Annotated in this window: 25 protein-coding genes and 1 pseudogene; 11 read left to right on the top strand and 15 right to left on the bottom strand. The window is 64.2% G+C overall.

Annotated elements, in window-relative coordinates; all coding sequences use genetic code 11:
• Positions 1–7 precede the first annotated feature (7 nt).
• Both ABZ942_RS37010 and ABZ942_RS37005 read right to left on the bottom strand, forming a co-directional pair.
• Positions 8–754 carry a class I SAM-dependent methyltransferase gene (locus ABZ942_RS37010; protein WP_357390494.1) on the bottom strand — a complete coding sequence of 249 codons (747 nt, stop codon included), beginning with the start codon at positions 752–754 and terminating at the stop codon, positions 8–10.
• Between the two features lie 148 nt (positions 755–902).
• Positions 903–2,315, bottom strand: a complete 1,413-nt coding sequence (locus ABZ942_RS37005) for an FAD-binding oxidoreductase (RefSeq protein WP_357390492.1) — start codon at positions 2,313–2,315, stop codon at positions 903–905.
• Positions 2,316–2,870: 555 nt separating this feature from the next.
• Here ABZ942_RS37005 and ABZ942_RS37000 point away from each other — a divergent pair.
• The 5 genes from ABZ942_RS37000 (at position 2,871) to ABZ942_RS36980 (ending at position 7,699) form a co-directional block, all read left to right on the top strand.
• Positions 2,871–3,131 (top strand): helix-turn-helix transcriptional regulator, encoded by a 261-nt coding sequence (locus ABZ942_RS37000; protein ID WP_357390490.1) that lies wholly within the window; start codon positions 2,871–2,873, stop codon positions 3,129–3,131.
• 177 nt (positions 3,132–3,308) lie between these two features.
• Entirely contained in the window at positions 3,309–4,130 is an 822-nt protein-coding gene (locus ABZ942_RS36995) for an alpha/beta hydrolase (RefSeq protein WP_357390549.1), read from the top strand.
• A 509-nt stretch (positions 4,131–4,639) separates the two neighbouring features.
• Positions 4,640–6,088: a glycosyltransferase family 2 protein gene (locus ABZ942_RS36990; protein WP_357390488.1), complete on the top strand. Its 1,449-nt coding sequence runs from the start codon at positions 4,640–4,642 to the stop codon at positions 6,086–6,088.
• Positions 6,085–6,429: a hypothetical protein gene (locus tag ABZ942_RS36985; protein ID WP_357390486.1), complete on the top strand. Its 345-nt coding sequence runs from the start codon at positions 6,085–6,087 to the stop codon at positions 6,427–6,429. Before ABZ942_RS36990 ends, ABZ942_RS36985 begins: the two co-directional genes overlap by 4 nt.
• Before the next feature lie 76 nt (positions 6,430–6,505).
• The gene (locus ABZ942_RS36980; protein ID WP_357390484.1) at positions 6,506–7,699 is read left to right on the top strand and encodes a glycosyl hydrolase; all 1,194 of its coding nucleotides are present in this window, start codon (positions 6,506–6,508) and stop codon (positions 7,697–7,699) included.
• Positions 7,700–8,400: 701 nt separating this feature from the next.
• Here the strand turns inward: ABZ942_RS36980 and ABZ942_RS36975 are convergent.
• Both ABZ942_RS36975 and ABZ942_RS36970 read right to left on the bottom strand, forming a co-directional pair.
• Positions 8,401–8,856: a nuclear transport factor 2 family protein gene (locus ABZ942_RS36975; protein WP_357390482.1), complete on the bottom strand. Its 456-nt coding sequence runs from the start codon at positions 8,854–8,856 to the stop codon at positions 8,401–8,403.
• A 344-nt stretch (positions 8,857–9,200) separates the two neighbouring features.
• Positions 9,201–10,190: a phosphotriesterase-related protein gene (locus ABZ942_RS36970; RefSeq protein WP_357390480.1), complete on the bottom strand. Its 990-nt coding sequence runs from the start codon at positions 10,188–10,190 to the stop codon at positions 9,201–9,203.
• Between the two features lie 483 nt (positions 10,191–10,673).
• Between ABZ942_RS36970 and ABZ942_RS36965 the strand changes: the two genes are divergently transcribed.
• Entirely contained in the window at positions 10,674–11,792 is a 1,119-nt protein-coding gene (locus ABZ942_RS36965) for an FAD-dependent monooxygenase (RefSeq protein ID WP_357390478.1), read from the top strand.
• Between the two features lie 140 nt (positions 11,793–11,932).
• On the opposite strand, the gene ABZ942_RS36960 is transcribed toward ABZ942_RS36965, so the two are convergent.
• Positions 11,933–12,055, bottom strand: coding sequence for a hypothetical protein (locus ABZ942_RS36960; RefSeq protein ID WP_357390476.1), 123 nt, complete (start codon positions 12,053–12,055; stop codon positions 11,933–11,935).
• Positions 12,056–12,099: 44 nt separating this feature from the next.
• A complete protein-coding gene (locus tag ABZ942_RS36955) occupies positions 12,100–12,336 on the bottom strand; it encodes a transposase (RefSeq protein WP_357390474.1) in 237 nt (78 codons plus the stop codon).
• Positions 12,337–12,564: 228 nt separating this feature from the next.
• Here ABZ942_RS36955 and ABZ942_RS36950 point away from each other — a divergent pair, with 228 nt between their 5' ends.
• On the top strand, positions 12,565–13,485 hold the full coding sequence (locus ABZ942_RS36950) for a PLP-dependent lyase/thiolase (RefSeq protein WP_357390472.1): 921 nt from the start codon (positions 12,565–12,567) through the stop codon (positions 13,483–13,485).
• A gap of 2,033 nt (positions 13,486–15,518) precedes the next feature.
• Here the strand turns inward: ABZ942_RS36950 and ABZ942_RS36945 are convergent.
• Positions 15,519–16,055, bottom strand: coding sequence for a hypothetical protein (locus tag ABZ942_RS36945; RefSeq protein WP_357390470.1), 537 nt, complete (start codon positions 16,053–16,055; stop codon positions 15,519–15,521).
• A gap of 172 nt (positions 16,056–16,227) precedes the next feature.
• On the opposite strand from ABZ942_RS36945, the gene ABZ942_RS36940 reads away from it, so the two are divergent.
• On the top strand, positions 16,228–16,599 hold the full coding sequence (locus tag ABZ942_RS36940) for a hypothetical protein (RefSeq protein ID WP_357390468.1): 372 nt from the start codon (positions 16,228–16,230) through the stop codon (positions 16,597–16,599).
• Positions 16,600–16,710: 111 nt separating this feature from the next.
• Here ABZ942_RS36940 and ABZ942_RS36935 read toward each other — a convergent pair whose 3' ends face one another.
• From ABZ942_RS36935 to ABZ942_RS36925, 3 genes are all read right to left on the bottom strand, one after another.
• A complete protein-coding gene (locus ABZ942_RS36935) occupies positions 16,711–16,977 on the bottom strand; it encodes a hypothetical protein (RefSeq protein ID WP_357390466.1) in 267 nt (88 codons plus the stop codon).
• A 167-nt stretch (positions 16,978–17,144) separates the two neighbouring features.
• Entirely contained in the window at positions 17,145–17,465 is a 321-nt protein-coding gene (locus ABZ942_RS36930; protein WP_357390464.1) for a metalloregulator ArsR/SmtB family transcription factor, read from the bottom strand.
• 27 nt (positions 17,466–17,492) lie between these two features.
• The gene (locus tag ABZ942_RS36925; RefSeq protein ID WP_357390462.1) at positions 17,493–17,864 is read right to left on the bottom strand and encodes a hypothetical protein; all 372 of its coding nucleotides are present in this window, start codon (positions 17,862–17,864) and stop codon (positions 17,493–17,495) included.
• Between the two features lie 299 nt (positions 17,865–18,163).
• Here ABZ942_RS36925 and ABZ942_RS36920 point away from each other — a divergent pair.
• Together ABZ942_RS36920 and ABZ942_RS36915 are read left to right on the top strand one after the other, a co-directional pair.
• Positions 18,164–18,421, top strand: a pseudogene (locus ABZ942_RS36920) (hypothetical protein); the annotation flags it as partial.
• 200 nt (positions 18,422–18,621) lie between these two features.
• Positions 18,622–19,065 (top strand): hypothetical protein, encoded by a 444-nt coding sequence (locus ABZ942_RS36915; RefSeq protein WP_357390460.1) that lies wholly within the window; start codon positions 18,622–18,624, stop codon positions 19,063–19,065.
• Between the two features lie 630 nt (positions 19,066–19,695).
• On the opposite strand, the gene ABZ942_RS36910 is transcribed toward ABZ942_RS36915, so the two are convergent.
• The 3 genes from ABZ942_RS36910 to ABZ942_RS36900 all read right to left on the bottom strand — a co-directional run bounded on the left by ABZ942_RS36910 (position 19,696) and on the right by ABZ942_RS36900 (position 21,717).
• The gene (locus ABZ942_RS36910) at positions 19,696–20,226 is read right to left on the bottom strand and encodes an RICIN domain-containing protein (protein ID WP_357390458.1); all 531 of its coding nucleotides are present in this window, start codon (positions 20,224–20,226) and stop codon (positions 19,696–19,698) included.
• A gap of 626 nt (positions 20,227–20,852) precedes the next feature.
• The gene (locus tag ABZ942_RS36905; RefSeq protein ID WP_357390456.1) at positions 20,853–21,416 is read right to left on the bottom strand and encodes a hypothetical protein; all 564 of its coding nucleotides are present in this window, start codon (positions 21,414–21,416) and stop codon (positions 20,853–20,855) included.
• A 154-nt stretch (positions 21,417–21,570) separates the two neighbouring features.
• On the bottom strand, positions 21,571–21,717 hold the full coding sequence (locus ABZ942_RS36900) for a hypothetical protein (protein WP_357390454.1): 147 nt from the start codon (positions 21,715–21,717) through the stop codon (positions 21,571–21,573).
• A 194-nt stretch (positions 21,718–21,911) separates the two neighbouring features.
• On the opposite strand from ABZ942_RS36900, the gene ABZ942_RS36895 reads away from it, so the two are divergent.
• Positions 21,912–22,784 (top strand): hypothetical protein, encoded by an 873-nt coding sequence (locus tag ABZ942_RS36895; protein WP_357390452.1) that lies wholly within the window; start codon positions 21,912–21,914, stop codon positions 22,782–22,784.
• A gap of 82 nt (positions 22,785–22,866) precedes the next feature.
• On the opposite strand, the gene ABZ942_RS36890 is transcribed toward ABZ942_RS36895, so the two are convergent.
• Positions 22,867–23,298 carry a hypothetical protein gene (locus tag ABZ942_RS36890; RefSeq protein WP_357390450.1) on the bottom strand — a complete coding sequence of 144 codons (432 nt, stop codon included), beginning with the start codon at positions 23,296–23,298 and terminating at the stop codon, positions 22,867–22,869.
• A gap of 72 nt (positions 23,299–23,370) precedes the next feature.
• Positions 23,371–26,889: a hypothetical protein gene (locus tag ABZ942_RS36885; protein WP_357390448.1), complete on the bottom strand. Its 3,519-nt coding sequence runs from the start codon at positions 26,887–26,889 to the stop codon at positions 23,371–23,373.
• Positions 26,890–26,908: the final 19 nt, after the last annotated feature.

Below are 26,908 nucleotides of genomic sequence, written 5' to 3'. Positions count from 1 at the left end.
TCGCGCCTTACGATGGCGAGGGCGCGCGCCGGGCGGTGAGGACCATATATGGGGCGATAACCGGGTCGGCCGAACCCGACGGCGCAGCGGCAGGAAGCGCGACATCCGGAGCGGGAAAGCCTGCGCCGGTAAAGAACGAGATATAGGTCGCCAGGGAGCGATAGTGGCAGGTCAGCGTAGCCACCGATCCGTCGAGCCGTCGGAGTGCGACTGGAGCGGAGTCGCCGTCAGCGTAGGTGGCTCCAGGTTCACCGTAAAGGAGAGTGGAGAACTGCTCGCCGGTTGCTCCCGGGTTGAGGTCGGCGAGGATGTAGGGGCCACCGGGGCGCAGTACTCGGTGGATCTCCGAGGTCAGGGTCGCGAGCCGACGGTCCTCGGGGTCACAGCAATACACCAGGCAGCAGACTGCCGCGTCGATGGTGCTGTCCGCTATCTCGGAGAGCGAATTGCCGTCGAAGAGTCGATGTTCGACGCGCGGGTGCGCGTTGTCGACACGGGCGATGTCGAGCATGTGGGGTGAGATGTCGAATGCGGACACGGTCCATCCGCGAGTGACGGCGATATGGGCAGCGAGAACTCCGGTACCGCAGCCGATATCGAGTACGACCGCATCGGGTCCGGGCGGGTAGCCGAGGCTGTCGAGCACCGCGGGGAAGATCAACGACTCAGCGAGTCGCATATCGCGGCCGCGGTAGGCGGCAGCCGCCGCCGCAGTATGCCAGGCCAGCGCAGGCGAACGGTCGGCGGCGGTCATCGAAACCTACGTTCTCGAGTGTGCTTACGCGACAACACTTTTGATACCTCTAGCAGGTCACTGTGCCTTACTGTACGCGGGAATCACGACCCTGTCAGCGTTCTACCACCCGGTCGCTCCCGCTCCGAGGCGCCGATGCGACCGCTCATCAGAACGCGATTCCGGAGCACAGCCGTCCGTCGGGATCGGCGAAACGTCGAGTCACGTTCAGGCGAATCAGGTTGCCGCCGTAATAGCGATCGGCGCCCACTCCATGCTCGGAGTAGTTGGCATAACCTCCGGCAGAGGCGTCGCCGAGAGCGCGATGCGCGTCGTTGATCCACTGGCGGGCCCCCTCCGGTGCGTCGGGTTCATCGACCATCCACTGCACGACGCCTGCATGGTCGCGCCACGGAAACGCCGAATCGCCTGATCGGGTATCGCTGACCGCTCCATCGAGCGGCTCGATCAGTACGCGAGCCGCTGCACCGGTCCGGGATCGGGCAGCGACAACGTCCACGATTGTCTTGACTACCGCCGGTGAGAACCTCGCGATGACATCCGACCCTGCCACTTTGCGGGTGCGCGGCGTGGTCGTGCCGCCGCCGTAGGCCTGCACCGCGCCTAGATGCGGGAGGCTCTTACGGTCATCGCGCATCGGCTTTGCCGCGGCGGCGATGAAATCGTTCGCGGCGCGGGCGCCCTCACCTTGCGGGCCGACAATCGTTACCTCACACCGGGCCTCGTTCGGTTCGATCGAGATCTCGACACCGGACCATATCGCCCGGTCCGCCGCGGCCACCCACTGCGACCAGGCGGTGAGCACCTGGAGCAACTCCTGATCGGGAAAGGTCAGTCGCACAATGTCTTTAGGGATTGCCGGCTGGGTGCGGTAGGTGAGCGAGGTAGCTATTCCGATCGCAGCGCCCGCGCCGCGCAGCGCCCAGAACAGTTCACCGGAACGCGCGTCGGAGGCGTCAACCGAATGGCCTTGCGGCAGAACAATGGTCGCCGCCGTCAGCTGATCGCAAGTCAGCCCGTAACGACGAGAATCAACGCCGATACCACCGCCGAGGGTCAGCCCGGCGAGCCCGACAGTCGGACACCGACCGACCGGGAGCGCCCGCCCGGACTTCGCCAGTTCGCTGAGCACCGAATACACCGAGGCTCCCGCACCTATGGTCACCTGATCGGCGCCCAGGCTGATATCGCTGAGCTTGCGCAGGTCGACGACGAGCGAATCCGGAGTCGCGGATGCACCGACGTATGAATGGCCGCCGGCACGGGCCGCCACCGACAAACCGTTCTCCTTCGCGAAGACCGTGGCGGCCTGAACATCCTCGATCGTCGCCGCCTCGACCACCGCGGCGGGTGTCGCCCGATCGAACTGCGGGTCGATGAGTTCCTTTGTCGCCGAGTACGCGCCGTCGTCGGGCAGCAGGAGCCGCCCCTGCAGGTGCTTTCCTAGCGAACTCCAAGGTGCGCCCTTCGGCGTATCGGCATTCGCGATCGCGGGCAGGCCGGCCGCAGTCGATGCGGTGAGCACACTTCCGGCGCGGAGCAAGGCACGACGGGTCAGCATCACCGGCGCACCCTACCTCGTCCCTCGTGGCGTCCATCACACCCGGGGAGTAGGCGTATCAGTCCGAACGAACATCCTTTCCATCCGCGTAGACGTCCTGCATCTCATCCGACCAAGCTGACTTTAGCGAGGGCGAGTTAGTGGTAATGCCGCGTGGCGCGCATTGACCGCACTCCAAATTAGTTGGCTGGCAGCGCTTTCCAACATCCGCAACTGCCGATTTCAGGATGTGTCTCGCTGCCGCTACGGTCGCCATCTTTCGGAGCATCCGCACCGAATAACTCTATGCCGAGTCTCGGCGCACCGCGCTCGTCTACCTAGTGCGCCTCGCCCCAGCCCCGAGGCGAAGTTCGCCGCCGACAACCAACGCGCCGAGGTGCTCACAGCCCCGGCGTAGCGAGCGAAAGGGTCATCGACGACCACTCACCATCGAGCGTTCGCGCTGCCTGTGAACATCCGCCACGCCTGGGTCTGTCCGTTGTTTGCACAGTCCCCCACCCCACCTACCTGCGCTTCCGCGACGCCGTCGAGCATGACTTCACCCGCACCCGCCGAGTGCAGGACTACGCCAACACCCTCGGCTACTCGGCCCGAACCCTATCCTGCGCCACCCCCGCCGCCGGGGTGGGAGCCAAGGAATTCATCGACCGCCGCCTCATCCTCGAGGCCAAACGCCTACTCGCACACAGCGATCAGACCGCTGCCCGCATCGCCGACCGCCTCGGCTTCTCCAGCGCAACCCACTTCAGCAAATACTTCCACCAGCGCACCGGGCAGACCCCCATAGCCTTTCGCAATGCGATCCGCGGGATCTGAGTCAGCATCCGTCTGAACCTGTTGGCTGACAGCACTTCCCAAACACGCGCACATAGCCGACTACAGTGCGCATGGTTCTTCGAACTCTGGTGTTATGTCAGAGTGGGATTCGATGAACGAAGCGCCTTCGGTGAGGTCGGGTTCGCCCGAACCCGCGACGGCCGCAAGCTGCAATACATGCGCTGCGACTCAGGCGCGAACGTGTCAGTAGTGTTCGAATCGGGACTGGGGTGCGCGCACAGTCTGTGGGCGTTGGTCCAACCCGAAGTCGCTACTTTCGCCACCACCGTGGTCTACTGCCGAGCCGGGTACGGTCGCAGCGATGTCGACTCTGCGTTGCGCACAATCGATCGAATGTCAGATGACCTCAGCGACCTCCTGGAAGCAGCAGCCGGTACGCACCTGCCCGAAGGGCGCGTCATCCTTGTCGGCCACAGTATGGGAGCGTTGATCACCGAAGTCCGTGCCAGCAGAGATCCCGGTCGGATCGCTGGATTGGTGCTGGTAGACGGTGTATCCACAGAAATGAAAACCTTTCACAGCAGAAGCTATCGGCTGTTCCTGAACGCTTACGGCAGCGCCGCGTCCGCGCTCGCTGCTGTCGGAGTCATGCAATGGGCGTTCGGCCGGATCGTCGATCGGGACCTGCCGGCCGACTACGCCACTGAAGCAAAACATTACGAGTCCACGCGCTCGGCGATTCGCAACCGGGTCCGAGAGAGCCGGGGTTGGCTCGCCACCCTCGCTGAGCGAGGCACCTGTGCGGTAGACCTTCCTGATATCCCGATCGCGATACTCAGCGCCACCCGCACCGCAGGATTCGCGTCCAAGGCTCACCACGACGTACTCGCCATCCATGAACGACGGGCCGCGACAGCCCCACAAGGCCAACACATCCCGGTCCCTGATGCCGGGCACAGCATCCAACGCCACAATCCCGCGGCCGTCACCGAGGCCATACGCCGAATCGTGCGCCAAGTGGACGGCCCCGCACGGTAGCAGCCGCATAGTGCGCGGTTCGAAACAGCCACGCGGCACGCCCGAAGATCAACACGCCGAGATCCTCTCGGCGTCAGCAACCTGACAACGTGGAAATCGGCAAATCCTGATCTAGGTTAAAACCGATACTTCTCGGTCATAAGCAGAAATTGCCAGAGATTTCTATCAGCAGAAAGCGGTATCAAGACAATCGGCATCGCTACACTAACGCACAGTAATACCGGTGGTCTCACCCTTCGGTGGTCGGATTGTTGATTCGATGTCTGCAGTTCCACTACTGAACTGTGTTACTCAGAGCTGCAACAGCTTTCGTTGACGTTGATGCTGCACGGTGCCGACCGCGTAACGCGCCTGAGGGTTATTCAGGTGTCCGACACGCCTGGGATCGCCGCCGCGGTAACGGTCACTGCCGCACTGCCGACGTAACAGCCGGAAGTTGGCGTCAACGCAGACTTGCCATCTCGATCTTTTCCAACTGGGCGGGAGCTCGCTCGTGGTGCACAAGGTAGTTGATCTTCATCGGCGCGGCTCTTCTGATGTTTGAGCCTTTCATAGCCGTCATTGGCCCTGTTCTGGTGGTGGGTACGGCCATCATAGGAATCAGAATGCTGTCCTACTGGCGCAGTTTCGTTTTTCATTGGCGCCGCTACCGCAAGCGTGAAACGGTGAGCACGGCTGATCTGCTCGACATGAATACCCCGTTCGTGAAGATCCAGATCACGACCCGTGGATCAACCGGCAGCACCGAGGTAATTCTGCGTGGCATCCGCAACATCATGGAGCTCGCGGGTGAGCGTCCGGACTTCTACAGACGAATTCTGTCGGTGGAGGTCGTGACGGAGTCCGACACCCAGGCGCAGCTGCTCGAGCGCGCATTCGACGGTGCGCCGGTGGCGGTGCACGCGCTCCGCCTCCCCGCCGATTATCGATCGCCCCGCGGCACGGAGTTGAAGGCACGCGCGCTGCATTACGCGGTCGAACGGCGGCGGGCCGGCTGGAACCACAAGCCGGGACGGACGTTCATCGCCCATTTCGACGAGGAGAGCGTTATGGTGCCCGCCGAGTTGCGCAAACTGGTCGCCGTGCTCACCGACACCGACAAGAAGATCCTCGAGGGGCCGATCCATTACCCACTCGACTATCGCGACGCCAGCGCAATATGCCGGGCAATGGAGGCCAATCGGCCGATCGGCTGTTTCGAGTGCCGCCACGTGATGGAAAGAGGCTTCCCGCTGCATCTGCACGGATCGAACCTTGTGATCGATGAGGAATTCGAGAACGAGTTGGGTTGGGACATCGGCCTTTTGGATGGTCAACCGCTCATCGCGGAGGACTACGTATTCGGTGTGAAGGCGTTCTTGCATGGCGGGAGCTCGGCTTTCGGCTGGCACGGCTGCGTCATACTCGAACAGCCCCCGTTCTCCTTCCGCAGCGCCCTCAAACAGCGCCATCGCTGGGTCTTCGGGGTCCTGCAGGGGATCGCGATCACCCGACGCGACCCGGCGTTCCAGCAACTGCCACTCGCGATGCGCCGAAGTCTGGTCTGGGGCACGCGGTTACGCATCGCGACCTTCGCTCTGGGGTCGGTGGTCGGGACCTTGTCGCTGCTGATCCTGCCGTTGCTTTTGTGCACGGAGGTAACTGGTCTGGTACGAGGCGGATCTTCCCCACTGGGTCCGGTGCTCACGGCCTCGATGGCCGTCATCGGCAGCATGTGGCTGGGCTCGGTGGTCATCGGGGCCTGGTACAACGTCGCTGACGCCGGCCTGACTCGTGCCGAGCGTTCCGCCGAGATTTGTCGCGCCGTCCTCCTAGCCCCGATCGCCGGAGTGTCCGAGAGCACCGCCGCGCTCCGCGCGGTCGTCGAATGGATCGCCGGACGCCGGAAGGTCTCCTGGCACCCCACCCCGAAAACCAAGGCCGCCGAGGCTGCTATCAACCGCAGGAGCACCACATGACCAACCCCCAACCCGCACCATGGCCGCCGACCCCACCGCACGGTCAGGACAATCCGATCAGGATGCGCCTGGTCCCGTGCGCGGAGCCGTGGCAGCACCCCGTCAGTACAGCGCTGATGCCGATTGTTCCGGGCAGAACCGGCATGCGCGGCCTCACCAGTGCAGCCACGCTACTCGGGGGTTCCGCCACGGTCGTGGGTGTGTATGTGGGACTGCCACTCGTGCTCGTTACGCACGACATCTTGCACTCCCTGCCCGCAGCTGCCGCGGCGACCGCGGCAATGCTGATGGTCGCGGCCACCGGCATCGGCACCGTGCTGACTCGAACGACCGGCCGATGAGCCCCGGACAATGGTGGCGAGGCAGGGCGGTGCCGGGCGGGTCAGACGCGAGATGGAGCAGGATGGCGGGGCCCTGATGAGTCGCGACCGGCAACCGGGTCCACTGAGCTGGGCTCAGCTGATTGCCCCGCTGGTCACATTCCTCGTCGTCGGCGCGGTCATGACCAGTACCGCGGCCTGTGATCCGACGCCAGCAGTGGACCAGCGCGCTGCGGTCGAGGGGCTGGGCTGGGACCAGGGAAAGGTCCAGTTCGGGGTCCAGCTGGACTGGCAGAACGACAACCCGCAGTCCTACACCGACCGTGTCGGACGCCGTCCTGGCCTCTTCGGGGAGTTCGTCGAGTTCCCTTTCCGACCCCCGGTCGTGACCTGGCTCGATACCAAGGTCGACCAAGTACGCACGGCTGGCGCCGTGTTCATGCTCACGCTCGAACCCTTCGACGGGCTCGGCTCCGTCAGCGCCGACGCACTGCAGCAACTAACCGCGACGCTGCGCGGGTGGAACAACACCGGGGTGGCAGTGCTGGTGCGGTTCGCGCACGAAATGAACGGCTCGTGGTACCCGTGGGGACAGCAGCCAGCCTCCTATATCGCCGCATTCCGGCGGGTGTCGACGGCGGTGCGAGATGCGCCGATGAGTCGGATCATCTGGTCGCCGAACGAGGCCTCCGGCTACCCGTTCGCTGGTGGCGGTCATGTCGCTACGTCCAGCTCTCCCGACTTTCACCTCCTCGACACCGACGGTAACGGACTGCTCACCTCCGACGACGACCCGTACGCGCCCTACTACCCGGGCGACGAGTACGTCGACTGGGTCGGGATTTCCCTCTACCATTTCGGCAACCTGTACCCCTGGGGAGCCAATATCACACCCGAACCGGGTAAGTTCGCCGGGAAAATTACCGGTGAGTATCGAGATCCCGATACCTCGGTCCGCGAGCCGAACTTCTACCAGCGCTACGCCGAGCGGACCGGCAAACCAATGGCCATCTCAGAGACATCGGCACTGTTCAATCCCAGCCGCAACGGCGAAGGCGCCACCAACCTCGAGATCAAGAGCGCCTGGTGGCAGCAGATAACCGCCGACGACATTCCGGCCCGATTTCCCAACCTACGACTCATCAACTGGTTCGAACAGGACAAGACGGAAGCGGATGTGCCCGGCGGCGTGACGTCGTGGACCATCACCCGAGACCCGCAGATCCGGGATGAATTCACCGCCGCGGTACCGACCTGGCTCGAATTTCCCCGCATCGGTCGGAGGAGATGAGTTTGCGCACGGCGCTGGCAGCATCGTCGCCGAAGTGCTCGATCGGCAAATGCCGCTGATCGCGTTTGATCGAACCGGCCAGCCTGGCCCGGTGGAAGATCAACTGGCCGTGTCGATCCGAGTCAGCTGAACACAGTGACATGCCGATTACATCGCAAAGCGCAAGACAATGCTGCCCCTGTCAGAGAGTTTGGGATCACTAGTCCGCGAATGCATCACAACTGAGTTGGCAGCGGTCAACTATCGAGGGCCGGCGATGCGCCGGGACGTTGTGCCATTCGTTCTGCTCGGAGAGGTCATGATCAGTGTTCTCGTTGCGGCATTCGGAGTTCTGGCGACAGCTATCGGCGCAAGCCTCACGGCCGTCATTGCAGCCAGAGCCGAGAGTGAACCGTAAAGGCAGCGGGAGCTGTGGACGGACGCGGGCGCGGCAGCCGGGTTCGGTTGGCGCGGTGCGCCTTCCGAACCCGGCGGCCATCAGGCGGTGTGATTGCTCGCGGTTCGAGCCCGCCCGCACGACCCGGCGCCTTTGTCACCGGTGCGGCTTTCGAGCTCTGAGATAGACCGGCGCTGTGCGGGTGCGCCGAGATCGCGAACGGCTCATCGGAGGCCGGCCCGACAGGCTCGTAAGTCAACTCGAGGGAAGCTGCGGTTGCTGAACCTTGTTGCGGTGCACCGACTGTCGTGATGTGACGGGTGGTTCAGGCATCGGCGGGGACGGGGAGTTCGGTGGCACCGAAGGCGATCAGTTGCCGGATGGGGTCGTGGTAGGTGGTCCATTCGGCGATCTTGCCGTCGCGAAAGCGGAAGCGAGTGAGGTAGTCGTTGCGGTAGGGAAGGCCGGTGCTGCGGACGAACAGGTCGCCTTTGACTGTGACCAGCCAGGAGTTGGGGTCCAGTAGAGGTTCGATGCTGGTAACGATTTGACGGTAGGAGTCGTACCACTCCATTGCTTGGGACGCCGCGCGCAAGTCCTCTTTGCCGGTGACCTCGCGCACCGAAACTACGGGGTCGAACGGGATTCGCATCCGCACATCATCGGTGCACAGCTCGAGCACGCTGTCCATGTCCTTGGCGGAGGTGTACTCATAGAAACTCTCGATGATCGAACGCATCCTGGCCCGATCTTCGGCAAGTGGTGTATCGGTAGGAGTCATGACTTCAGAATAAGCAGAAATCACGAACGATCGTTCGTACTGTTGCATACGTCACGTGTCAGCATGCCTCGGCGCTGCGGGTTTAGCCGAAGAGTGGTCGGGCCGCAACGACGGTTTATTCCTTGACGTGATCTCGGCGCTGAAGGTGGTTCGCCATTCGTGACCGGCGAGGATCTGATCGATCGGGTGCGCGATCTGTTCGGCGGTGGCGCCGGGTTGCAGGGTCGCGGGCGAGTACATGCGGAGGTGATGGAGAAAGCGAGCCCATATCTGGTCGAAGGTGCGCGGAGCGGGGTGAAGCATGCGGCGACCGGTACCGACTCCGCCCCGGTGGGCAGTGTTCGCTACGCGCTGGCGGGGGTGAAGTATCGGTGTGGATTGTCGACCAGCATTGCGGTGATGTCGGTCTCGGATACTCCTGCTTCGCGCAGGGCGGGCAGTACCACGGTGGGTATGTAGTCGTGGCGCAGATCGGGTAGCAGGTGAGCGTTGATTTCAAGGGCGTCGGGTCCGAGCCAGTCGGAAAAACATGCCGCGTCGTGACTGAGGACTATCCGGTCGGCGTAGCCGCGTCGGCACAGTGCTGCAACGGTATTCACGCGCGTGGTGAGGTTGGGGTCCGGGAACCCGAACCGGTCCATGCCGAGTATTGCTCCACTGTCGGCGATTTCGAGCAGGTAGTCCAGGTCGACAGTGTCGCCGGAGTGGCCGATGACGACTTTGGTGAGGTCGACCCCTTCGGTGCGGAACAGCTCGATCGTCGGGCGGCCCAGTTGTTTACCGGCGTTGGTGTGGGTGGTGATCGGTGCGCCGGTTTCGCGATGGGCTCGAGCGACTGCTCGGCATATTCGCGCCACCCCTGGTGACATGTCTTCTTGGACAGCGCATTTCAACAGGGCTGCGGTGACCCCGGTGTCGGCGATGCCTTCGGTGAGGTCACGCACGAAGTCGGTGACCATCGGGTCGACACCATCGGCGTCGATCAGCAGCCCGGGGCCACGCATGTAGTACACGAACGGCACATCGTGGTAGGTATATATGCCGGTCGCCACCACAATGTTGAGCTCCGGCACTGCGGCGGCGACACGCTGGATCCGCGGAATATCACGGCCGAGGCCGAGCACCGTCGGATCGACAATGGTCTTGATGCCTTTGCCGGCGAGTGAGCGCAGCCGGGTGATCGCATCGTCGACTCGTGCGTCCTCGTCCCACCAGCTACCGCGCCCGTAGTTTTGCATGTATTCCGGATTCAGCAGGAAGATGTGCTCGTGCATCAGGGTCGGACCGAGCCGATCGACCTCGACCGGTCCGTGAACCGTTTCCACAGCAGACACCGACACCCCTTCCAGCCAGAGACGGCCCTCAGCGGGCCCTCGACCTGAGAAGTGTCCCAAGCGGCAGCGGTGTCAGGGACAGCACCGCGTTGGGGCCCGCGTGTCGCATCGGTGTTCAGTGCCGTTCCTGAAGACCGCGGGCACAAGGACCAGGCATGCCCACGAATTGCGCCTGCAGCATCCGCCGCGCGAGACCGGCGATCGATCGAGCGCAGGGCGCTCCGATGTCCCGGCCGAGTAAGCTATCACAGCCAAATAGACATCCATTCGGCAAACCGATTGCACTTCACGGCAATTCGTCCCATCGCGATAGAGACGTGTCTCTGACTGATTTCACGCACGCCGCCCCGGCGAACGCCCGCTACTCACGCCGTGCCACGCGTTCCGATTCCCCGCCGGTGCCGAAGGCGCGAGTTCTGAGGCTATCGGATATGAGATCAAACCAGTTACAAAAAGCTAACCGTTAGTGTTAACGTGGGACGCATGGACATCACAAGCAGGGCCATCCGCATCGTCGTCGCCGGAGGCGGTCTGGTCGGACTGACCGCAGCGGCCTCACTGCGCGGCGACGGTCACGAGGTCACGGTGCTCGAGAAGGCACCGGAGATCCGTGCCGCAGGAGCGGGAATCGTGCTGTGGCCCAACGCGCTTCGCGAGTTCGATCGGATCGGCATCGGTGCCGAGGTGCGGGCAACGGGTCACGAAGTCGACGAGTGGTTCTTCGACCCCAGCGGCCGACCTCAGCGGCCCACGGGCTACGGCGCGGCGGCCCATCGACTCCTGTTCGTCCCCCGCCCCTGGCTCAACACCGTTCTCGCCGAGACGATCGGCCGTGATCGAATCACCCTGGGCGCGCGCGTGATCGGCTACACCGAGACCGCGGACGAGATCGTCGTGCATCTGGACAACGCGGACGACGTCCACGCCGACCTGCTCCTCGGCGCCGACGGCGTCTACTCCCGGGTGCGCACACAGCTGCTACCCGGCAGCAAGGCGCACCCCCAGGCGGGCAACTTCGCCTGGCGCGCAATGGTTCCCACAGGCACCGAGCGACCCGAGGGAACGGTGCTCACCCTCGGGCGAGATCACCTGCGCGGCGGATACACCCGCGTCGCCGAGGGCGAGACCATGTGGTTCATCGGCCAATTCGACGCCGCGGCACGCACCGGCGGCAAACGCGAACACACCCTCGAGCTCGCCCGCCACCTCGCGCGCGACGGCTGGCACGACGACCTGCTGCGCATGATCGCCGACACCCCCGAGGACGACATCCTCGAAACCCAGGTAGTGATCGTGCCGGCGCTGCCACACTGGACGAGTGCTCGCGTCGCGCTGATCGGCGATGCCGCACACGGCCTTTCGCCCCATATCGCCGCCGGGGGCGCCCTCGGTATCGAGGACATCGGCGTGCTCCGCACCACGCTCGGATCCGCGCCGACCCTGCGCGCGGCACTCGAGGACTACGAACAGCTCCGCATGCCGCGCCTCGAACAGGTGCGCAAGCTGTCCCACGACATCGAAACCGCCGACGATCCAGCCGAATACGCGCGGCGATACACCGCATTCAGTCACTGGATGCTCACCACCTCCCCCACCGTGTAGTCGTTCAGGTCACACACCCTATGAGTTGTGCCGGTTGTGTGGCGACAGGTCGGGTTTGCCCATGATTTCCGGCGAGATCACCGGGGTGCCTCGATGCCGCGTGGGGCTCGCCCCGACCGACCGCTCGACGATCCGCCTGCTCATGCGGCGTTCGAGATCATGGCGGACTCCGTTGCGATGCCGTGGGTGGCGATATGCGGGTTCCAGGGTTGTCGGGTGATGACCACGGCGTGGAGCTGGCGCAGGATCGCCGCGGCGATCACGGCCTGAGCTTGGGTAGCAGTGAGCGGGTTGGCCTCTCGGGTGGTCAGATGCCGGTAGCGGGCGGCATGAACCAGGTTGGCGCGTTGGGTGCCCCCTCGCCAGGCAGCCAACCGCAAGCCTGGGCGCCCGGCTCCGGTGAGCCGGGCGCGGCGGTGAAGGTCCCCGATTTCTTCTCCCTGGGTGCAAGACCGGCGTGTTCGACTATTGCCCGGGCGGTGGGAAACCGTGCGGGGTCGCCGGTTTCGGCCAGGATCGCCACAGCACCCATACGAAGATCCACGCTGAAAGACGTTATCCACCAACGATCCGCTTCGAATCTAGGCTGCTACCTGTGACGGTGTCGATCAATACGCTACTGACCGCTCTGCGGTGCCTATCCTGTTCACGCGAGTACGAGCCGGTGCACTTCCCGTCGGGATGTCCGGCCTGTCTAAAGGCAGGTGTGCCGTCCAATCTGTACTGCGTCTACCGCCCTGCTGGGAACGACGGCGCGGTTCAGCTTCCGCTCGTGGACCCGATCACATTGGGGACCGGTGCGACTCCTCTGCATCGTCTGGCTGAGCGGGTCGGGCTCGGTTCGACGGTGTGGGTCAAGGACGAGAGTCGCAACCCCACGGGGTCACACAAGGACAGGTTCAGCCTCGGCGCGGTCGGTTGGGCGAAGTCCACCGGGTTCGATACCGTCGTCGCGGCGTCTTCGGGTAACGCTGCCTTGTCTATCAGTGCCTTCTGCGCGGCCAACGACATCCAGGGCGTCATCGCGATGACCCCGGATGTGCCGCAACAGCTTGTCGAGAACATCCGCGCTCTCGGCGCGGAGGTGAAAATATTCGACAGCTACAACGAGCGGTGGGAATTCGTCGCTGCGCACTGTTCGGCGGGGCAGGCTTTCAACGCCACCAACTATGTTGTGCCCGTTGTCGGATGCTCACCTTTCGGTATCGAGTACTTCAAGAGCATTGCCCACGAGATCGTGACGATGCATGGTGGAGTACCCGATGCCATGGTGATTCCCAGTTCGCGTGGCGATCTGGCACACGGCATCTACCGAGGATTCACCGAGATCGGACGGGGCATGCCCAGGCTGTATTTGGTCGAACCGTTTCCCCGACTGCACGCGGTCCTCGAGCAGGGCGCCGACTGGCGAACAACCTTCGATGGTGAGACCCAGCTACTCCCCTCTATCGCCGGAGACACCACCACACGTCAGTCAGTCGTGGCGGCCATCGGCTCCGATGGCGGAGCTGTCGTCGTATCCGATCCGATTGCCGCGCAATGGCATCGGCTGATGTGGTCGCTCGGGTATTGCTGGGAACCCAGCTCCGACGCCGCGTTCGCCGCACTCGCACTTCTACACCAACAGGGTCGTATCCGGCCTACGGATACCACGGTCGTGGTCGCGGCCTCACATGGCTTCAAAGGGCTGTAAGAGTGAAACCAAATGCAGGGCAGGCCTTTCGACAGTTCGTCGTCGCTGATCAACTCGTGGACGGTGACGTGTCCTTGCGCAGATACGACTCCACCCACGCACCCGGACTATTCGCCGCAATAGCTGACGAGCGCGTATGGGAACACATCCCACGGCGAATACTATGTGATTCCCATGAACTCGATGCCATCATGTCGGCCGGGCTGGGCACAGTGCAGCGCCTGGCGTTCGTAGTGTTGATAGACACGACAATCGTGGGGACCACCTCGATACTCTTCGACCCGAACACACCTGACTGCGTCGAGATCGGAGCGACCTTGCTCGATCCGTCGGTCTGGGGCACTGGCGTCAACGCGGGATCAAGTCCTAACACCAGTCTTAAGTAGCCGACTATGGGATGAACGAACTTTGTCGTGGCCTGCCTATCCTTGGGCCGTGCTACTCGCGCTGGCCACGCACGATTCCGACTCCAGTCACGCCGGGCACCGGCCCGGCGTGACTGGGGTCGGCGGCTCGCTGACGGTCATGCGCCCATTCTCGCCGCCGACCTCCGGATCTGTCCGAGCCAGGGATGCATCTTCATGTCGGCCCGCACTCGCCGTCACCTACGGACATTCGAGTACACGGCGGCAAGTCCTGCGACGGCTACGCGGACAGCTCGGCTGATCTCGATAAGGGGTCAGTTTCGGCTGGGAACACTCAGTAGCTGTCTCTTATGCCCAGTGCAGGGTTTAGCTGACATGTAAGCTCCAAAGCTCGGATCGACCTGCCAGCATTTGTCCACGTCCGCGGCCTTTATCCGGCCCTGCTTCCCCTTTGTTGGCGTAAAGGTCCATTTCGGCGCGTCCGAGCAGTCGGTCGTGGTGAGTTGGGATTGCCTGTTGATCCCGACGCAAAGGTTGCCCTCCTTATCCTCCATACTCTGGAGTCGCGAGGCCCCGACGCCGTCAATAGCTGCCCAGGGCAGGCCAGGGGCCCTGGAGCACTCACGGGCGATGCTGACAAGGTTGTCCTTGATACCACTACTGCCAACGCACCCTCCGAGCGGAAGACCAATAGTGAATCCGCTCTCCGCTTCAGGCCAATCGGCCGCCGCCGGTCCGGCGAAGACAATACCGCCGAGGGCAACCGTGCCGATTACCAGCGAAAGCATCAAGCCACGCGAAACACCCATTCGATTTCTCACTACGCCACAGCCTCCTGAGTCGTCTACGGTAACGGTAGATTCGTAACGAACGCCATTCCGGATGGGCGGAGTTCTCACGGGGGCAGCTGGATCATCTCGTCGTCGACATCTACAACAGCCCCGGCATCTCACATTCGACGTCAGCAGGCAGGCCGAGGCGGTCGCCGGTCGTTTCGAACGCTGGTAATTGCCGGGACTGCTCTATCTTCTCGTTCAGGGAGACGCGTCGACCAAACGTCGCAATGCTTTTGCACATCACTGGGTGCGCTGCTGTTGCGCAACCGGTAGAAACCGAGCGAGAACGCGCGCCTATAACGGCTTATCGCGCGTTGAGCGCAGTGGATCTGATCGGTTGTCCGACAACGTATGCGGCCGTCAGCCGACCTGGGTCGCGGCACGCCGCGCGACCATCCGCAGGTAAGGACGCCGATGTTCATGCCCCCGCCTCCATTTCGATCACCGGAACTCGGTATCCACCCGCCGGTGCCGTCCCCCTGCTCACCGAGACTGAGTCATCGCGCACCCCCTTGCGTGCCGAGCTGAGCGCGCGAAGAGGCACCATCGAGGCGTGGTCCTGACCCCATCAGAACCAACCCCTCCCCAGGGAGCGGCGGCCGGCGCGGGCCGCAGTGGTCCAACGCACGATAAGACCGCATATCGCGCGGTCGGACGACGACACATACTGCGGCTCAACACATCCGATGCCGCGACCCGCGCGTTCGATTGGCGCAAACGTTGGTAAGTAGTTGATCTCGCGAACGTGTTCTCGCGTAGGTGATTGCGGGGCACGCGCCGGGTTGCTGGATTCTGGTCGTTGTGCGCTGTGCGCGGTCGGGAGTTGCGATAGTCAGCGATCGGCTCTGCTGGTGAGGCCTCCGATCCGGGTACCGGCGTGATCGGCGGAGGTTACCGCGCACTGGATGGTGGCGCTTGGGATGGTGTAGGGGAGCAGGCCGCTGTTCTTCGAAAGGATCGTGGTCAGCCGCTGTTCGCAGAAGTCCGCAGCTATCCGGTTGGCGGGCCACTGGGCACTGAGGATCACTTCGCCGAAATGCGGTCCAGAACAAGGCTTCACGTGCACATTCTCGTTGAATCTGACGCTATAGTCCCAGCAGTCGCCGACCCGGAGCCACGTGTGATCCTTGGACCCGCCATCGTAGAAGTACAGCGCGACCGTGCCGACCAGGCCGAGCGCGCAGAGGGCACCGACGCGGAATCCTTGGAGCGCGCCGCGGCAGAGCATTGCGACGTTGGGATAAGTACGCATGGTCAAAAACTCCAGTTGTCCTGTGCACCATCTGAAATGGTGCGCCTCCAGCACGTCACAGCTCGACGTGACGGAGGCAACGTAGCAACGCGCGGAGCCCGGATCGGGTACCTCCACAAGAGCTCCACAACAGCTCCACATTTACCGAGCCGCAACACGGATACGTGGCGGTACTGTCGGTCGTAGATCGGAAGCAGGTTGCGCCTCTGCCTGTCTCGGCACCCCAGGAAACATTCGCAATTTCACGACTACCGAGGGCTGACTCACGATGTCTCTTTCCAGGGTCGCGATGACCGCGGCCGCTCTTGTTACCCTCGCTGGCCTCCCCGGCTGCTCGCTCGACGGCGACTCGGAACGCGCTACCGTACAGCAGATTCTGTCGGCCTCCGCCGCCGCAGCAGCAGCGACGACACCGGCGGCCAAAGCGGCGACGGCAGCCTCACCCGCACGGCTACGCCACACGACATGCGAACAGGTATTGGGCCTGATCGCCGACGCTGCCGCACTCAACAAGGCCGATTCCACTTGGACTCCAGCGAAATTCGTCGACGAATTTATCGGCAAAGCCCAAACCTCACCCCAGTGGGAAACTCGCGCATCGGAAGATCGCAACGCCTACCTCGATGGCGCTCGCGACGCCCTCACCGGCTCCTGCTCATAGCAGTACCCGAAGCTGGAAAGCGAACAGTAACGCCGCCTACAGCGCGGTCCGGCACGGTCGTGCGGTACGGCGGAAGATCAGCGGGCAGAGACCGTCTAGGCTGAGCGCCCTCTACCGCATGCCGCGCGGTCGGCGGGTGCGAAGTACTGCGGTACAGAGCATCCGGTAGCCGAATACCGCGCACCCGCCACGGGGACAGATGGGTGATGAGGCGGTGTGCAGCACACGACGGCCGCGAGAGATCAGCCTGCTGTCGAGCCCCCGCACGTGAATGGCCTCCGCGCCGAACACGAATTCACGATAGCCGGGCACAGACAGGGTGACCGCCAAAGTCTTCGCGGTGCGCAACCGAACCTGCGGGTCGGCATCTCGCCGCATCCTGGACCTTCTTTCGATAGTCGACGGCACTCCTTGTTGCTGGGCGGAATGGCGTGCCACCGAAGCGGCCATCGCCGAAATCGGAGCCGATGTCCCCTACCCGCACAGCGAGGTCGTGACCGGCATCGAGAAGTGCTGCACCACAGAAGCGTTCACGATTCCGAACCTCAACGCAGAGCTTCGACCTGGCCCGCAACGACACCCGTGAGAATGGCGCGAGCGACGGCCAGCAATTCCGCCACCCTGGGCGAGGTGAGGTCGTAGGTTACGGACAATCCGGTGCGGCATGCTCGCACCAATCCCGCACGCCGCAGAATCGATAACTGCTGGGAAAGATTCGCTGCCTCCACCTCGATCTCATCCAACAGTTCCGATACCGCATACGGACGCACGCTGAGTAATTCGAGGACTCGAATGCGCACCGGATGGCCCAAAGTTTTGAAGAACTCTGCTTTCATCTGATAAAGCGGACGCTGCGGCGATGGCATGGTGTGGCCACTCTTTCATCCGATGCGTCAGATTTCGAGTTCGTTCTCGATGTCCTTCAGGCGATGCCGGGCCAGGGCCAGGTTGCCACGGCTCTTGTCGAGCGCGAGATAGAGAAACAGCCCCTCGGACCTGCGCCCCCGCGTCGGCCGTATGAGATGGTACTGGTTGTTGAGGGTGATCAGTACGTCTTCCAACTCCTCGTTGATCCCGAGTTGTTCCATCGTTCGCAACTTCGCTCGGACCACCTCGGTGTTTCCCGCTGCCGCAACGTTCATGTCCAGAGTCTTCGAGCCGCCGAGCGTCGCCAGTGCCATGCCACTGCCGTAGTCGACGACCGCCGCACCGAGTGCGCCGTCCAGCATCATCATGTCCTTGAGTGCGATTTCCATGTGCGCCATGCGTTTTCCTTCCGGATACCAAATCTTGTGTGCGCCATGACGCTACATACGGCGGGACCGGACGCCAACGATTTACTGAAGGATTCCGTAAGGTATGCAATTCACGATTTCGGCAACCAGGCAGATAATCGCATGGGCCCAGGTCGACGGCGTCAAGTGGCCGCGACATCCTGAGTGCCGAATCGTCACACCAGCTCGCGACCCGAGCGCTGTCACCGAACCTCGACCGAGACGGGAGCAGCCGAGCTCCCCACGCCCGGGCCCGATCGAGTTCGTTGACCCACACACCGCAGGCCCCGCTCGAAATCGCCGCGGCGGCAACGTTGCTCGCCCGCTTGGCGGTCGGTCTGATCGGTGGCTTCGCGGGGTTGCGTCGGCGGGGTCTCGGGTTCCTGCGGCCGTCGTTCCACCACCATTTCGAACTGGCCGGCTGGGCCGAGACCGCGGTGATCGTCCGCTTCTGGCTGCTGGCCGGTATCGCTGCGGCTGTCGGGCTGATGAAATCACAGCCACAGACAGCCGTCCGCGCAGCGGGCTCGACCTGCGCAACGCACTAGCCGCTGATCGCGCGCCGTAGACACCGGCCGAGCTCCGCTTCCGTGTGTCCAAGACCTCACGTCCTCTACTCCCGCCTCCAGCGCTCGCGCCCTGTGGATGTCGGCGGCTCTCGATGGCCGAAAAGATCTTGGCCACAGGCGTTCACGTTCTTCCCGGTGCGAGCGATTCAGCAGTGTGACCCACTGACTTTGGAGTCGACATGCCGAACAAGGCCCGCACCCACACCACCACCCACCACCGGATCCGGACACGCTATGCCGCGCTACTGGCCGCGCCCACCCTGGTCGGCGCCATTCTGATGGTCGGCAGCGGAACCGCCACCGCCCAAGGCAACTGCCTGATGTGGGCCTTCCCGCGCTTCGGCGACGTAGGGCTGACCCAGAGCAACGGCTGGACCGTCGGCTTCCAAGGCGCTGGCCAGAACCCCAGAGGCGACGCGGTAGCGGTCGCCGGCAACGCCAGAATGACCGGCACCGTCACCTGGCACTCGAACTACGAGTCCCAGGTCCGCTTCACGATCGCCTGGCGCAATGGTCCAACTGGCTATTACGTCGGCAACGTGAACAGCCGCGGTTTCGCCACCGGCAAGACCGGCACGGCCACCTGGCAGTCCTACACGGACTTCCAATGCGCGTCCGGATAGCCCGCGCCACGCAGCACCCCCACGTCTGATTCGCGTTGACGGGCCAGCCCCGTGCGGAGTGCTCGGGGCTGGCCCGTCCCCGTACTCACGTGACCGCGCGGACTCGAGTCCTGGATAGGTGGCCAGAGATGTGGGGCGTTAACGATGCCACGAGCCTCGAGTGGCCTCTGAGTGCTGTTCAGGTCCGGCCCGCTTGCGCAACGTGGGTCGCCGGGACCGTCTCGTTCATCTGGTCGGTTCGAACGGTTCCGGTGTTCGTCGAGGCGCTCGCGCTGACGGCCGCACCGCGGACCTACCGTAGCCGACTTCTGTGCGACGCCGAACAGACACGTCAGCGGCGGCCGGGCACTGTCTGCTGTTTCACGGCAGAGCGGTTCCGCTGTCGGCGACCAGAACTGGAACCCGCTGAAACCGTGAGCCGCATACCGCGCGTTGGTCGATCGTCCAAATCGGTTGGCTGACAGCGCTTCCCAACGCGCGGCAATGCCGAATACCGCGCATTCCTATGAGTCCGGCCACGCCGCACGCTTGTGGATACGTTGCCCCCGAGTCCGGCGCATTTGGCTGGGTGGGGCAAATGCCGCTCCCCACCCAGCTACTGCCCGTACCGGACCAGGGCACGTGTCAACGTCAGATGTTGGTGTCGGCCCGCCACTTCTGACTGTTCTTATCGTTGCAAACCACGGCAGGGACCCACAGCCGACCCTGCACGTCGGCGATCCCGGCGTCCGCGCACGAAATATCGCCTCGGCGACCAAAAGGACCGACTGAAAGCCGCCCCTGCCGGTCGAATGTCCATTGCAGACTGCCGGGCCTCTTTGGGAACTTGGAGCATTCGCCCGCAGACAGAAACGCGCCAATGTCCGAGACGACTCCGATACAGTCGCCGGTCTTGTCGTTGACGATATGTTTGCTGGCCGCGTCGTATCGGAGCCTCTGCGCACTGTTGTACATGTCGCACTTCTGCTGTAGAACGTTGGGTTCCTTGGGGTTATTTTCCGGCGGCACGATTGTCCAGCACCGGTCTTTGAATTTCTCGGATCGTATGCTGAAAGGGACCGTGGGAAAATCTGCGTGGGCGGGTTGCGGTGCGAGTGCCGGTACGCTCACCGCGGCAAGCACCAGCAGTGCGGCACCGAGAGCGGGTCTGAGGCAATGCATCGATGAACTCCTGTCCTGTGTGTCGTCAGAGCGGGGACACCCGCTGACTGCCGAACACCGCTGATGCCCGGCGCTCACGGGTATCGCTGTTCTCACACCCCCTCGGCGGACACCGAAAGATGGGGACCGCGTGCTCCAGCAGGCCATCAGTGCACGCCCGCGGCAGTCCCCTCCGCCAGCAGGGCGCATTACGCTGCGCCCCAAGAGGTATCAATGTGATCTTCGTTGCCGCGAAGCACACGGATGGTTCCGGACGGCATATTTTCCCACCGCGCCACCCGGTCCCAGCGGCAACGCATCTCCACAGGCGTGTCGGCCGATCACGGTCGCCCGGCTGACGAACGTCCGCCATAGCCGCATATCGCGCGTTGGCCATTCATCCAAATTGGTTGGCTGGCAGCGCTTCTCAAAGCGCTAGCCGATTACACGACGTCCCAACCCTGCCTTCGAGATCGCCAAGGCCGAGCGCACGCCATCGACCGCTGGGCGTTTGTCTGGTGGTAATGGTGGTATGCCGAAGCGACTCCGCCGCGACCCGCGCGTTCCGAGCGGATCGTGACCGGCCTCGGACCGGTCAGCCACACGGTTACGTCGAGGACCACGACGATGCCAAGGATCCGGAGGACTCACGCGCGTGGCACACCGAGGCTCCAAGTCTTCACGGTGGTCGGGACTGGGCCGGTGAGCGCGAATCCCGGTGTCAACCGCGCCTCTAGCGAAGTCAGGAATATCAGCGTCTGACCGTCACTCCACCATTCCACGCACAATCCGCTTTCCCGGTCCATCCGGTGCAGGGTGGGATGACGTTCGCGCAACATCGCCAGGTGGCCTGTGAGATCTGTTGTGCTCTCTGCGGACACAAGAACCTGGCGGCCGGCGAACGCCAGCAAGGCGTCGCATTCCAGGAAGTTATCGAGCGACGGGAACGTGGGGACGTCCACATCGAATAGGCCGAAGAGGACCGTGCCGTCGGGTAGGAGACCGCCGCTGGAGCACCCGTCGGGAGTGGCGTCCATGATCGCGTACCAGAACTCGATGCGGTCCATATCCGGGTCGGCCGCGAGCACCGGCTCGAGAACGATCTGCCCACCGCGAAGCGGACTCCGGTAGGTGAGTCCCGAGTATCGCTGCTGGATGCGCCGCAGAGCGGCCAGTGCCTGCTCGTCGCTGTGGCCGAACGCAACGCGCATGTCGGCTCGGCACTGGTCGTCGTCGGGCCCGGTGTCGACAGCGACCCTGTCAGCATGCTCAACGAGGAATGCCCGGGCGCGACTGCTGAGCGGGGCAGGCGACTCGAGAACATGCAACACATATCTATTCTCCCGCACACCACCGCAACGGGCGTCAGAAGCCCTCCAACGCTTCGTTCAACGAGTACATCGTCGGCTGGTTATCCGCTACCTGATTGGTGGCGTCTCGTGCTGCGAGATACCCGAAGAACAGCACGGCCCGATCGTTGCACCAGGACCGACCTGCGTAGGCGTGGCTCATCACGGCGCACCCGCGTTGCCCTGGTAGCCGTTCAGAAACGTCCTAGCCGCATGGCGCGCGTTGGTCGGCCGTCCAGAATGTGTTGGCTCACATAGTTTCCCAACGCGCGCAAAGTAGCCGATGGCAGGATGGTCTGCCGCGGTGAAAGTCCGTGGAATCCCGCCGACGGGGCTATCCGGCCAGGGGCTCGCTGTGTGTACCTGTGCCAAGGTGGTTGTAACTCAGGATCTTCAGGAGGATACGTGCCGCTGATCGCTGCCGCCGTCTGCCCGCACCCGCCGATGTTGATACCCGAGGTCGCCGGTTCGGCGGCCGCCCTGTGGGGTGGGCTGCGCACCTCCTGCGTCGAATCGATCCGCCGACTGCGATTCCCGAAATTCGGCGACGAAACCGACGGTTGGGCGATCGGCAGGACGGAGGAATTTCATACCGATCCGACCTTGCCGGACTTGTTGGTGATCGTCGGCGGCGACGACACGACCATGGCGTATGACAGCGCCAATACGTATGGCAGCCTTGGGCGTTACGGCATCGACTGGTCCTGGGATATCGCCTGGTGCATGGGCAACAAGGAATCACTACCACTGCCGATGTCGCTGTCGGTCGGGCTGTGGCTGGCCACTGCCAGCGGTCCGGATGGGTTGTATTTCAAAGGATTCGAGTATCAGTCGGTTTCGTTCGACGCATCGCCGCGCGAATGTGCGGCACTGGGTGAGGAATTGGCCGAACGAAAACAAAAGGTTGTCATGCTCGTCCTGGCAGAAGGAGCGGCCACCGAGCAGCTTCAGGACAGCGCGGCAGGCCAAGCGAGGACCTACAACGCGATGCTCGCGCAGTCCCTCGCACGGGCGGACGCCACAGCTCTCGGCCAACTCGATCCACGGTGGGCACAGACCTTGAACGCCTCCGGAAGGGCACCTTTGCAGGTACTGGCCGGCGCAACCGGAGGACAACACCTCACGGGGCAGCTGATATCCGATCCGGTGTCCCACGATGCAGGGCTGTTCGTGGCCAGCTGGACCCAGTCGGAAACTAATCCGGGAACCGACCTGGATTCCGTTTCCTGACAAGGCTTTCTGCCTGTGTCGATCATGCAGGCTCGATGATGCGCGCCCCGCAAGGCAGGTCCGCCGAACCTCGCAGTAGCAGTTAGGAATTCGGCCAGGGGTTTTCTGCGAGGAGCACGCCCGACACACGTTGCAGACTCTGACGGCGGCGCAGTTCCACCATTTCGCCGCAGGGTCGTAGCGGCGACACCGAGGCCTGGCACGCGCACCACTGCGAGAGCACCAGCAGCGATCGCGGGTCACCCTCGTCCAGCGACACCAGCAGGGTCGCATTCCGCTGCGGAAACGCGGGCCAGTCGACGTGCAGCAACACGAGCGACTCCTGATCAGGTTGCGCCACCACCGCCTGCACGTGCAGCTCCGGCCAGTCCAGCGCCGAACTCGGCTGCGGCACAGCCATTTTCTGGGCCAAGGCCTGCGCGTCCATGTTGCCCGCACAGACGAGATAGGCCGACCAGACCAACCCTGGTACAAGGAACAGGGTGATACCGACCAGCCCGACCGCTAGGCCCACCAGCCGACCCTAAGCCGAAACAGGCCACGACACACCAGGATTCCACGGTCCTTAACACCCGGGCGCCATTCCTCAGCTGTCGCCGTCACCCGAGGGGATGGGCGGAACGGCCGGAGCTGTTTCATCGGTCTCGTCACATGGTTCCGGAGCAGGCTCAGGCTCAGGCTCAGGCTCAGGTTCCGGCTCGGGCTCGGGCTCGGGCTCGGGCTCGGGCTCGGGCTCAGGTTCCGGCTCCGGCTCAGGCTCCGGTTCCGGCTCCGGCTCAGGTTCCGGCTCAGGTTCGGGCTCCGGCTCGGGCTCCGGTTCCGGCTCGGGCTCCGGCTCAGGTTCCGGCTCCGGCTCCGGCTCAGGTTCCGGCTCAGGTTCGGGCTCCGGCTCGGGCTCAGGTTCCGGCTCCGGCTCCGGCTCGGGTTCTGGCTCCGGCTCCGGCTCCGGCTCCGGTATCGGCCCAGGTTCGGGCTCCCACACAGCGTCGTCCGGAGGTGCTGGCGCCTCGTATTCGGGGATCGGGGGTACGCCGAAGTATCTTGGTGTGTAAGGGATCTTCGATGTCGTGTCGGGGATTTCGTCGGGTGTCCGCTCGCCTTCAGGTGTGGTCGGGGGCTCCGGTGTCGGTTCGGTGGCGGGTGGCTGTTCGCCTGCTGGTTCCTGCCGACCATCCGGGTCGGGAGTCGAGTGGGGTTCTGGCTGCTCGGGGAGCGATTCCGGCTCGGGGGACGGTTGCGGCTCTGGCTCGGGACGCTGCGGCGAATGGGGCTCTGCAGGGGTATTTCCTTCGGCGCCAGCAGGTTTCCCGTATTGCTCGAACTCCGATCGGAATTCTCGGCGCTGCGCGAGGAACTCGTCGATCTGCCGTTGCAGCTCCATGCGCTGTGCGAGTAGCTCGTTCGGCCGCAGCCCGGCCCCTTCGAGCGCGGCGGTCCGGTCCGCGAATTCGGCTACGCGACGGGCGAAAGCCTCCTCGCCGGCCTGCCGCAGCTGCTCTGGCGTCATGCCTTCCGGATCGATGCCGAGCGCCCGCGCTTTCTCGCGAGTCGATTCGGCAACCTCGGCAGGCTGATCGGCCTCCGTCGCTGCGCGCTCCCCGACCGGCTTCGTCGTATTCTCGGCTCCCGATGGGGTTTCCGGCGTCGGGGCGGCAACCGGTTTCCCGGTGGCCGTGTTTTGCTGCTGCCCGAATCCGGCTCGGAGATCTTTTCGCAGGGCGAGAACCTCATCGATCTGCCGTTGCAGGGCCTTGTGCTCGGCGTAGTGTTCGTCCGGCGGCAAACCGGCGGCGTCCAGGTCGGCCATTGAACCGGTGAGCTCCGACAAGCGACGCATCACAGCATCCATACCGGCGCGCTGCACCTGTTCGGGAGTCATGGCCGCCGGATCGACACCCAGCCCGCGCAGCTTCGCGCGGGTCGCGTCCGGCATCTCCGCGGGCCGTTTCGCCTCCGCCGCGGTCTGCGGCTGTTCCTCGCCGTTCGCACGAGACTCGGAATGCGGCTGTTCCGTTCCAGGAGTGTGGGTTTCGGCCGCATTCTCGCCGGTGGAGTTCGCCTCGATCGGCGCTTCGGCTCCGATCGAGGCGCCACCGCGTTCGGGGCTACCCGCACGCGGTTCGGAACCGGCCGGACGCGATTCCGTACTGCCCGCTCGTGGCGTCAACGGTTCGGCTGCCTTCACCGTCGGCTTCGACTGGGTGCCGTCCGTGCTGACTGTCGATTTCGGATGGCCGCCGTCGCCGCTGGCGGACGCCGATGCCGCAGAGTGCGATTGGCTGCCTTCCGATGCCCGAGCCGGGCCGGACGAATGCGGCGTAGCCGACGACTGAACCGTGCCGGTCGGCTGCTCGACACCACGCTGTCCGCCCGCACCGACGGGATGCTCGCCGCCGGTACTCGTCGAGCCGCCGACCTCGGATCCGACCGACTTGTTCTCGCCGCCGATAGGCGAGGCTTGTTCCAGCGGAGTGGCTTTCGTATCGCCGGACGCCGGCTCGCCGGACGGCACCTCTTGGTGTTGCTGCACCGGCTCTGGTCGCGCGCCACCTTCCTGTGCCGTAACAGAATTCGTGCCCTCGCTCGTATGCCCGGTCGGGTCCGCGTTATGTTGCGGCGCTGCGCCCGGCTGCGTCCCGCTGTCCTGCCCCACCTGGGTCGGCGCGGCAGTGTCGACACCGCCCTGCCCGTTCAGGTCGGCCGCATGTTGCGACTCGGTAATCGGCGACGTGCCGCTGTCCTGCCCTGCGTGGGTGGGCGAAGGAGTGGCCGCACTGCCGTGCCCGTTCGAGGGCGCAACCTGAGATTCCTTGGGCCCGGCGATGATTCCGGACTCATTGTTCCCGGCATGCGCGGGTGTTACCGCGTGCGCACCCCTGCCCGGGGTGGTCTCGGGTATACCGGCACGGCTTTCACCGTTGCGCGCTCCGGAATCCGTATTGGACTGGGTTTCAGGGTCATTCCGAGTGTTGCTCGACGACTCCCCCGCATGATTGCCGGTAGCGGTCGAGCCGGTCTCGTTCCTGACGCCATTGTTCGACGGATCCGCAGTGTGGGGCGCGACACCACTGTCAGTACTGTTCCGCGGGCCGCTTTCTGCACTGCTGGCCGGTCGGACACGCGGCGAACTTCCGTCGCCGCCGAAACGTGCGATATCCGGCGCGTTGAATCCCCTTGAGCCAGGCCCATGCCCGGATGGGGAGTGGCGAAAACCCTTGCTGCCACCCGTCAATACCCCGTATGACGCACCACCGGTCAGCAGTCGCGGGTCCCAGGTCCAACCGTTGGCAATACCGCCGACGCCCCACGCGCCCAGCGCGCCGATCATGCCCGAGCCGGCGCCGACGGCCGCACCTTTGAGCGCGCCACCCCAACGCCCACCTGGCAGTGGAACTTTCGCTGCCGCCTTGCCAAGCAATCCCCCGGCCGGACCGCCGATCGCACCCGCTGCCGCAGCGGTGTAGGCGGTCGTGCCGACGCGGTTCCAGTCGATGCTGTCGCGATGCCCGGCCCCGACCTGATATCCCTGGATCGCGAGGTCTTGACCCGCGCCGAGCACGGTGCTGAAAACAACGTGCTTCGCCGTGAATTTGGCGAGTGCGGCGAGACCGGTCTTCGCGGCGAATCGAGCGATGGCGGTGACCGCCCGCTGACCGAGCAGCCGCACCGCCAACCTGGTCGCGCCGACGGCCGCCGCTTCGACCAGTGGCGCGGTTGGTGGAAAGAACCAGGCCGCGGCGATTTCGATGGCCAGCATGGCCAGCGAGCTGATGACGAGGATCTTGGTGTACTCGATCTCGGTGGCCAGGGCGTCCGCGGATTCCGCGACCGAGTCCAGGATGTCGGCCAGTTCCTCGAGCGACTCCGGGCCACGGTCCAGTTTGTCCAGCGCGGCGGTCATCGCCTCGATACCCTCGCCCCAGGGATACGCATCGATGGCCGCCTTCTTGGCGGCAGCCAGATCCGGTAGCAGGTCACGAATATCGGCGGCGGCCTTGCGCCAGTCGGCGGCGATGGCCCACATCTTGTCTTCGTCGCCGTCGGGCCAGTCCGATCCGGCGACCCAGCCGAGCCATTGCAGCTCGCTGGGCATGGTGATAGACACGCGTTATCAGCAGGAGTCG

Source organism: Nocardia sp. NPDC046473 (assembly GCF_040645995.1).
In the GTDB taxonomy this organism is placed as follows: domain Bacteria; phylum Actinomycetota; class Actinomycetes; order Mycobacteriales; family Mycobacteriaceae; genus Nocardia.
This window is presented reverse-complemented; position numbering and strand designations above follow the sequence as displayed.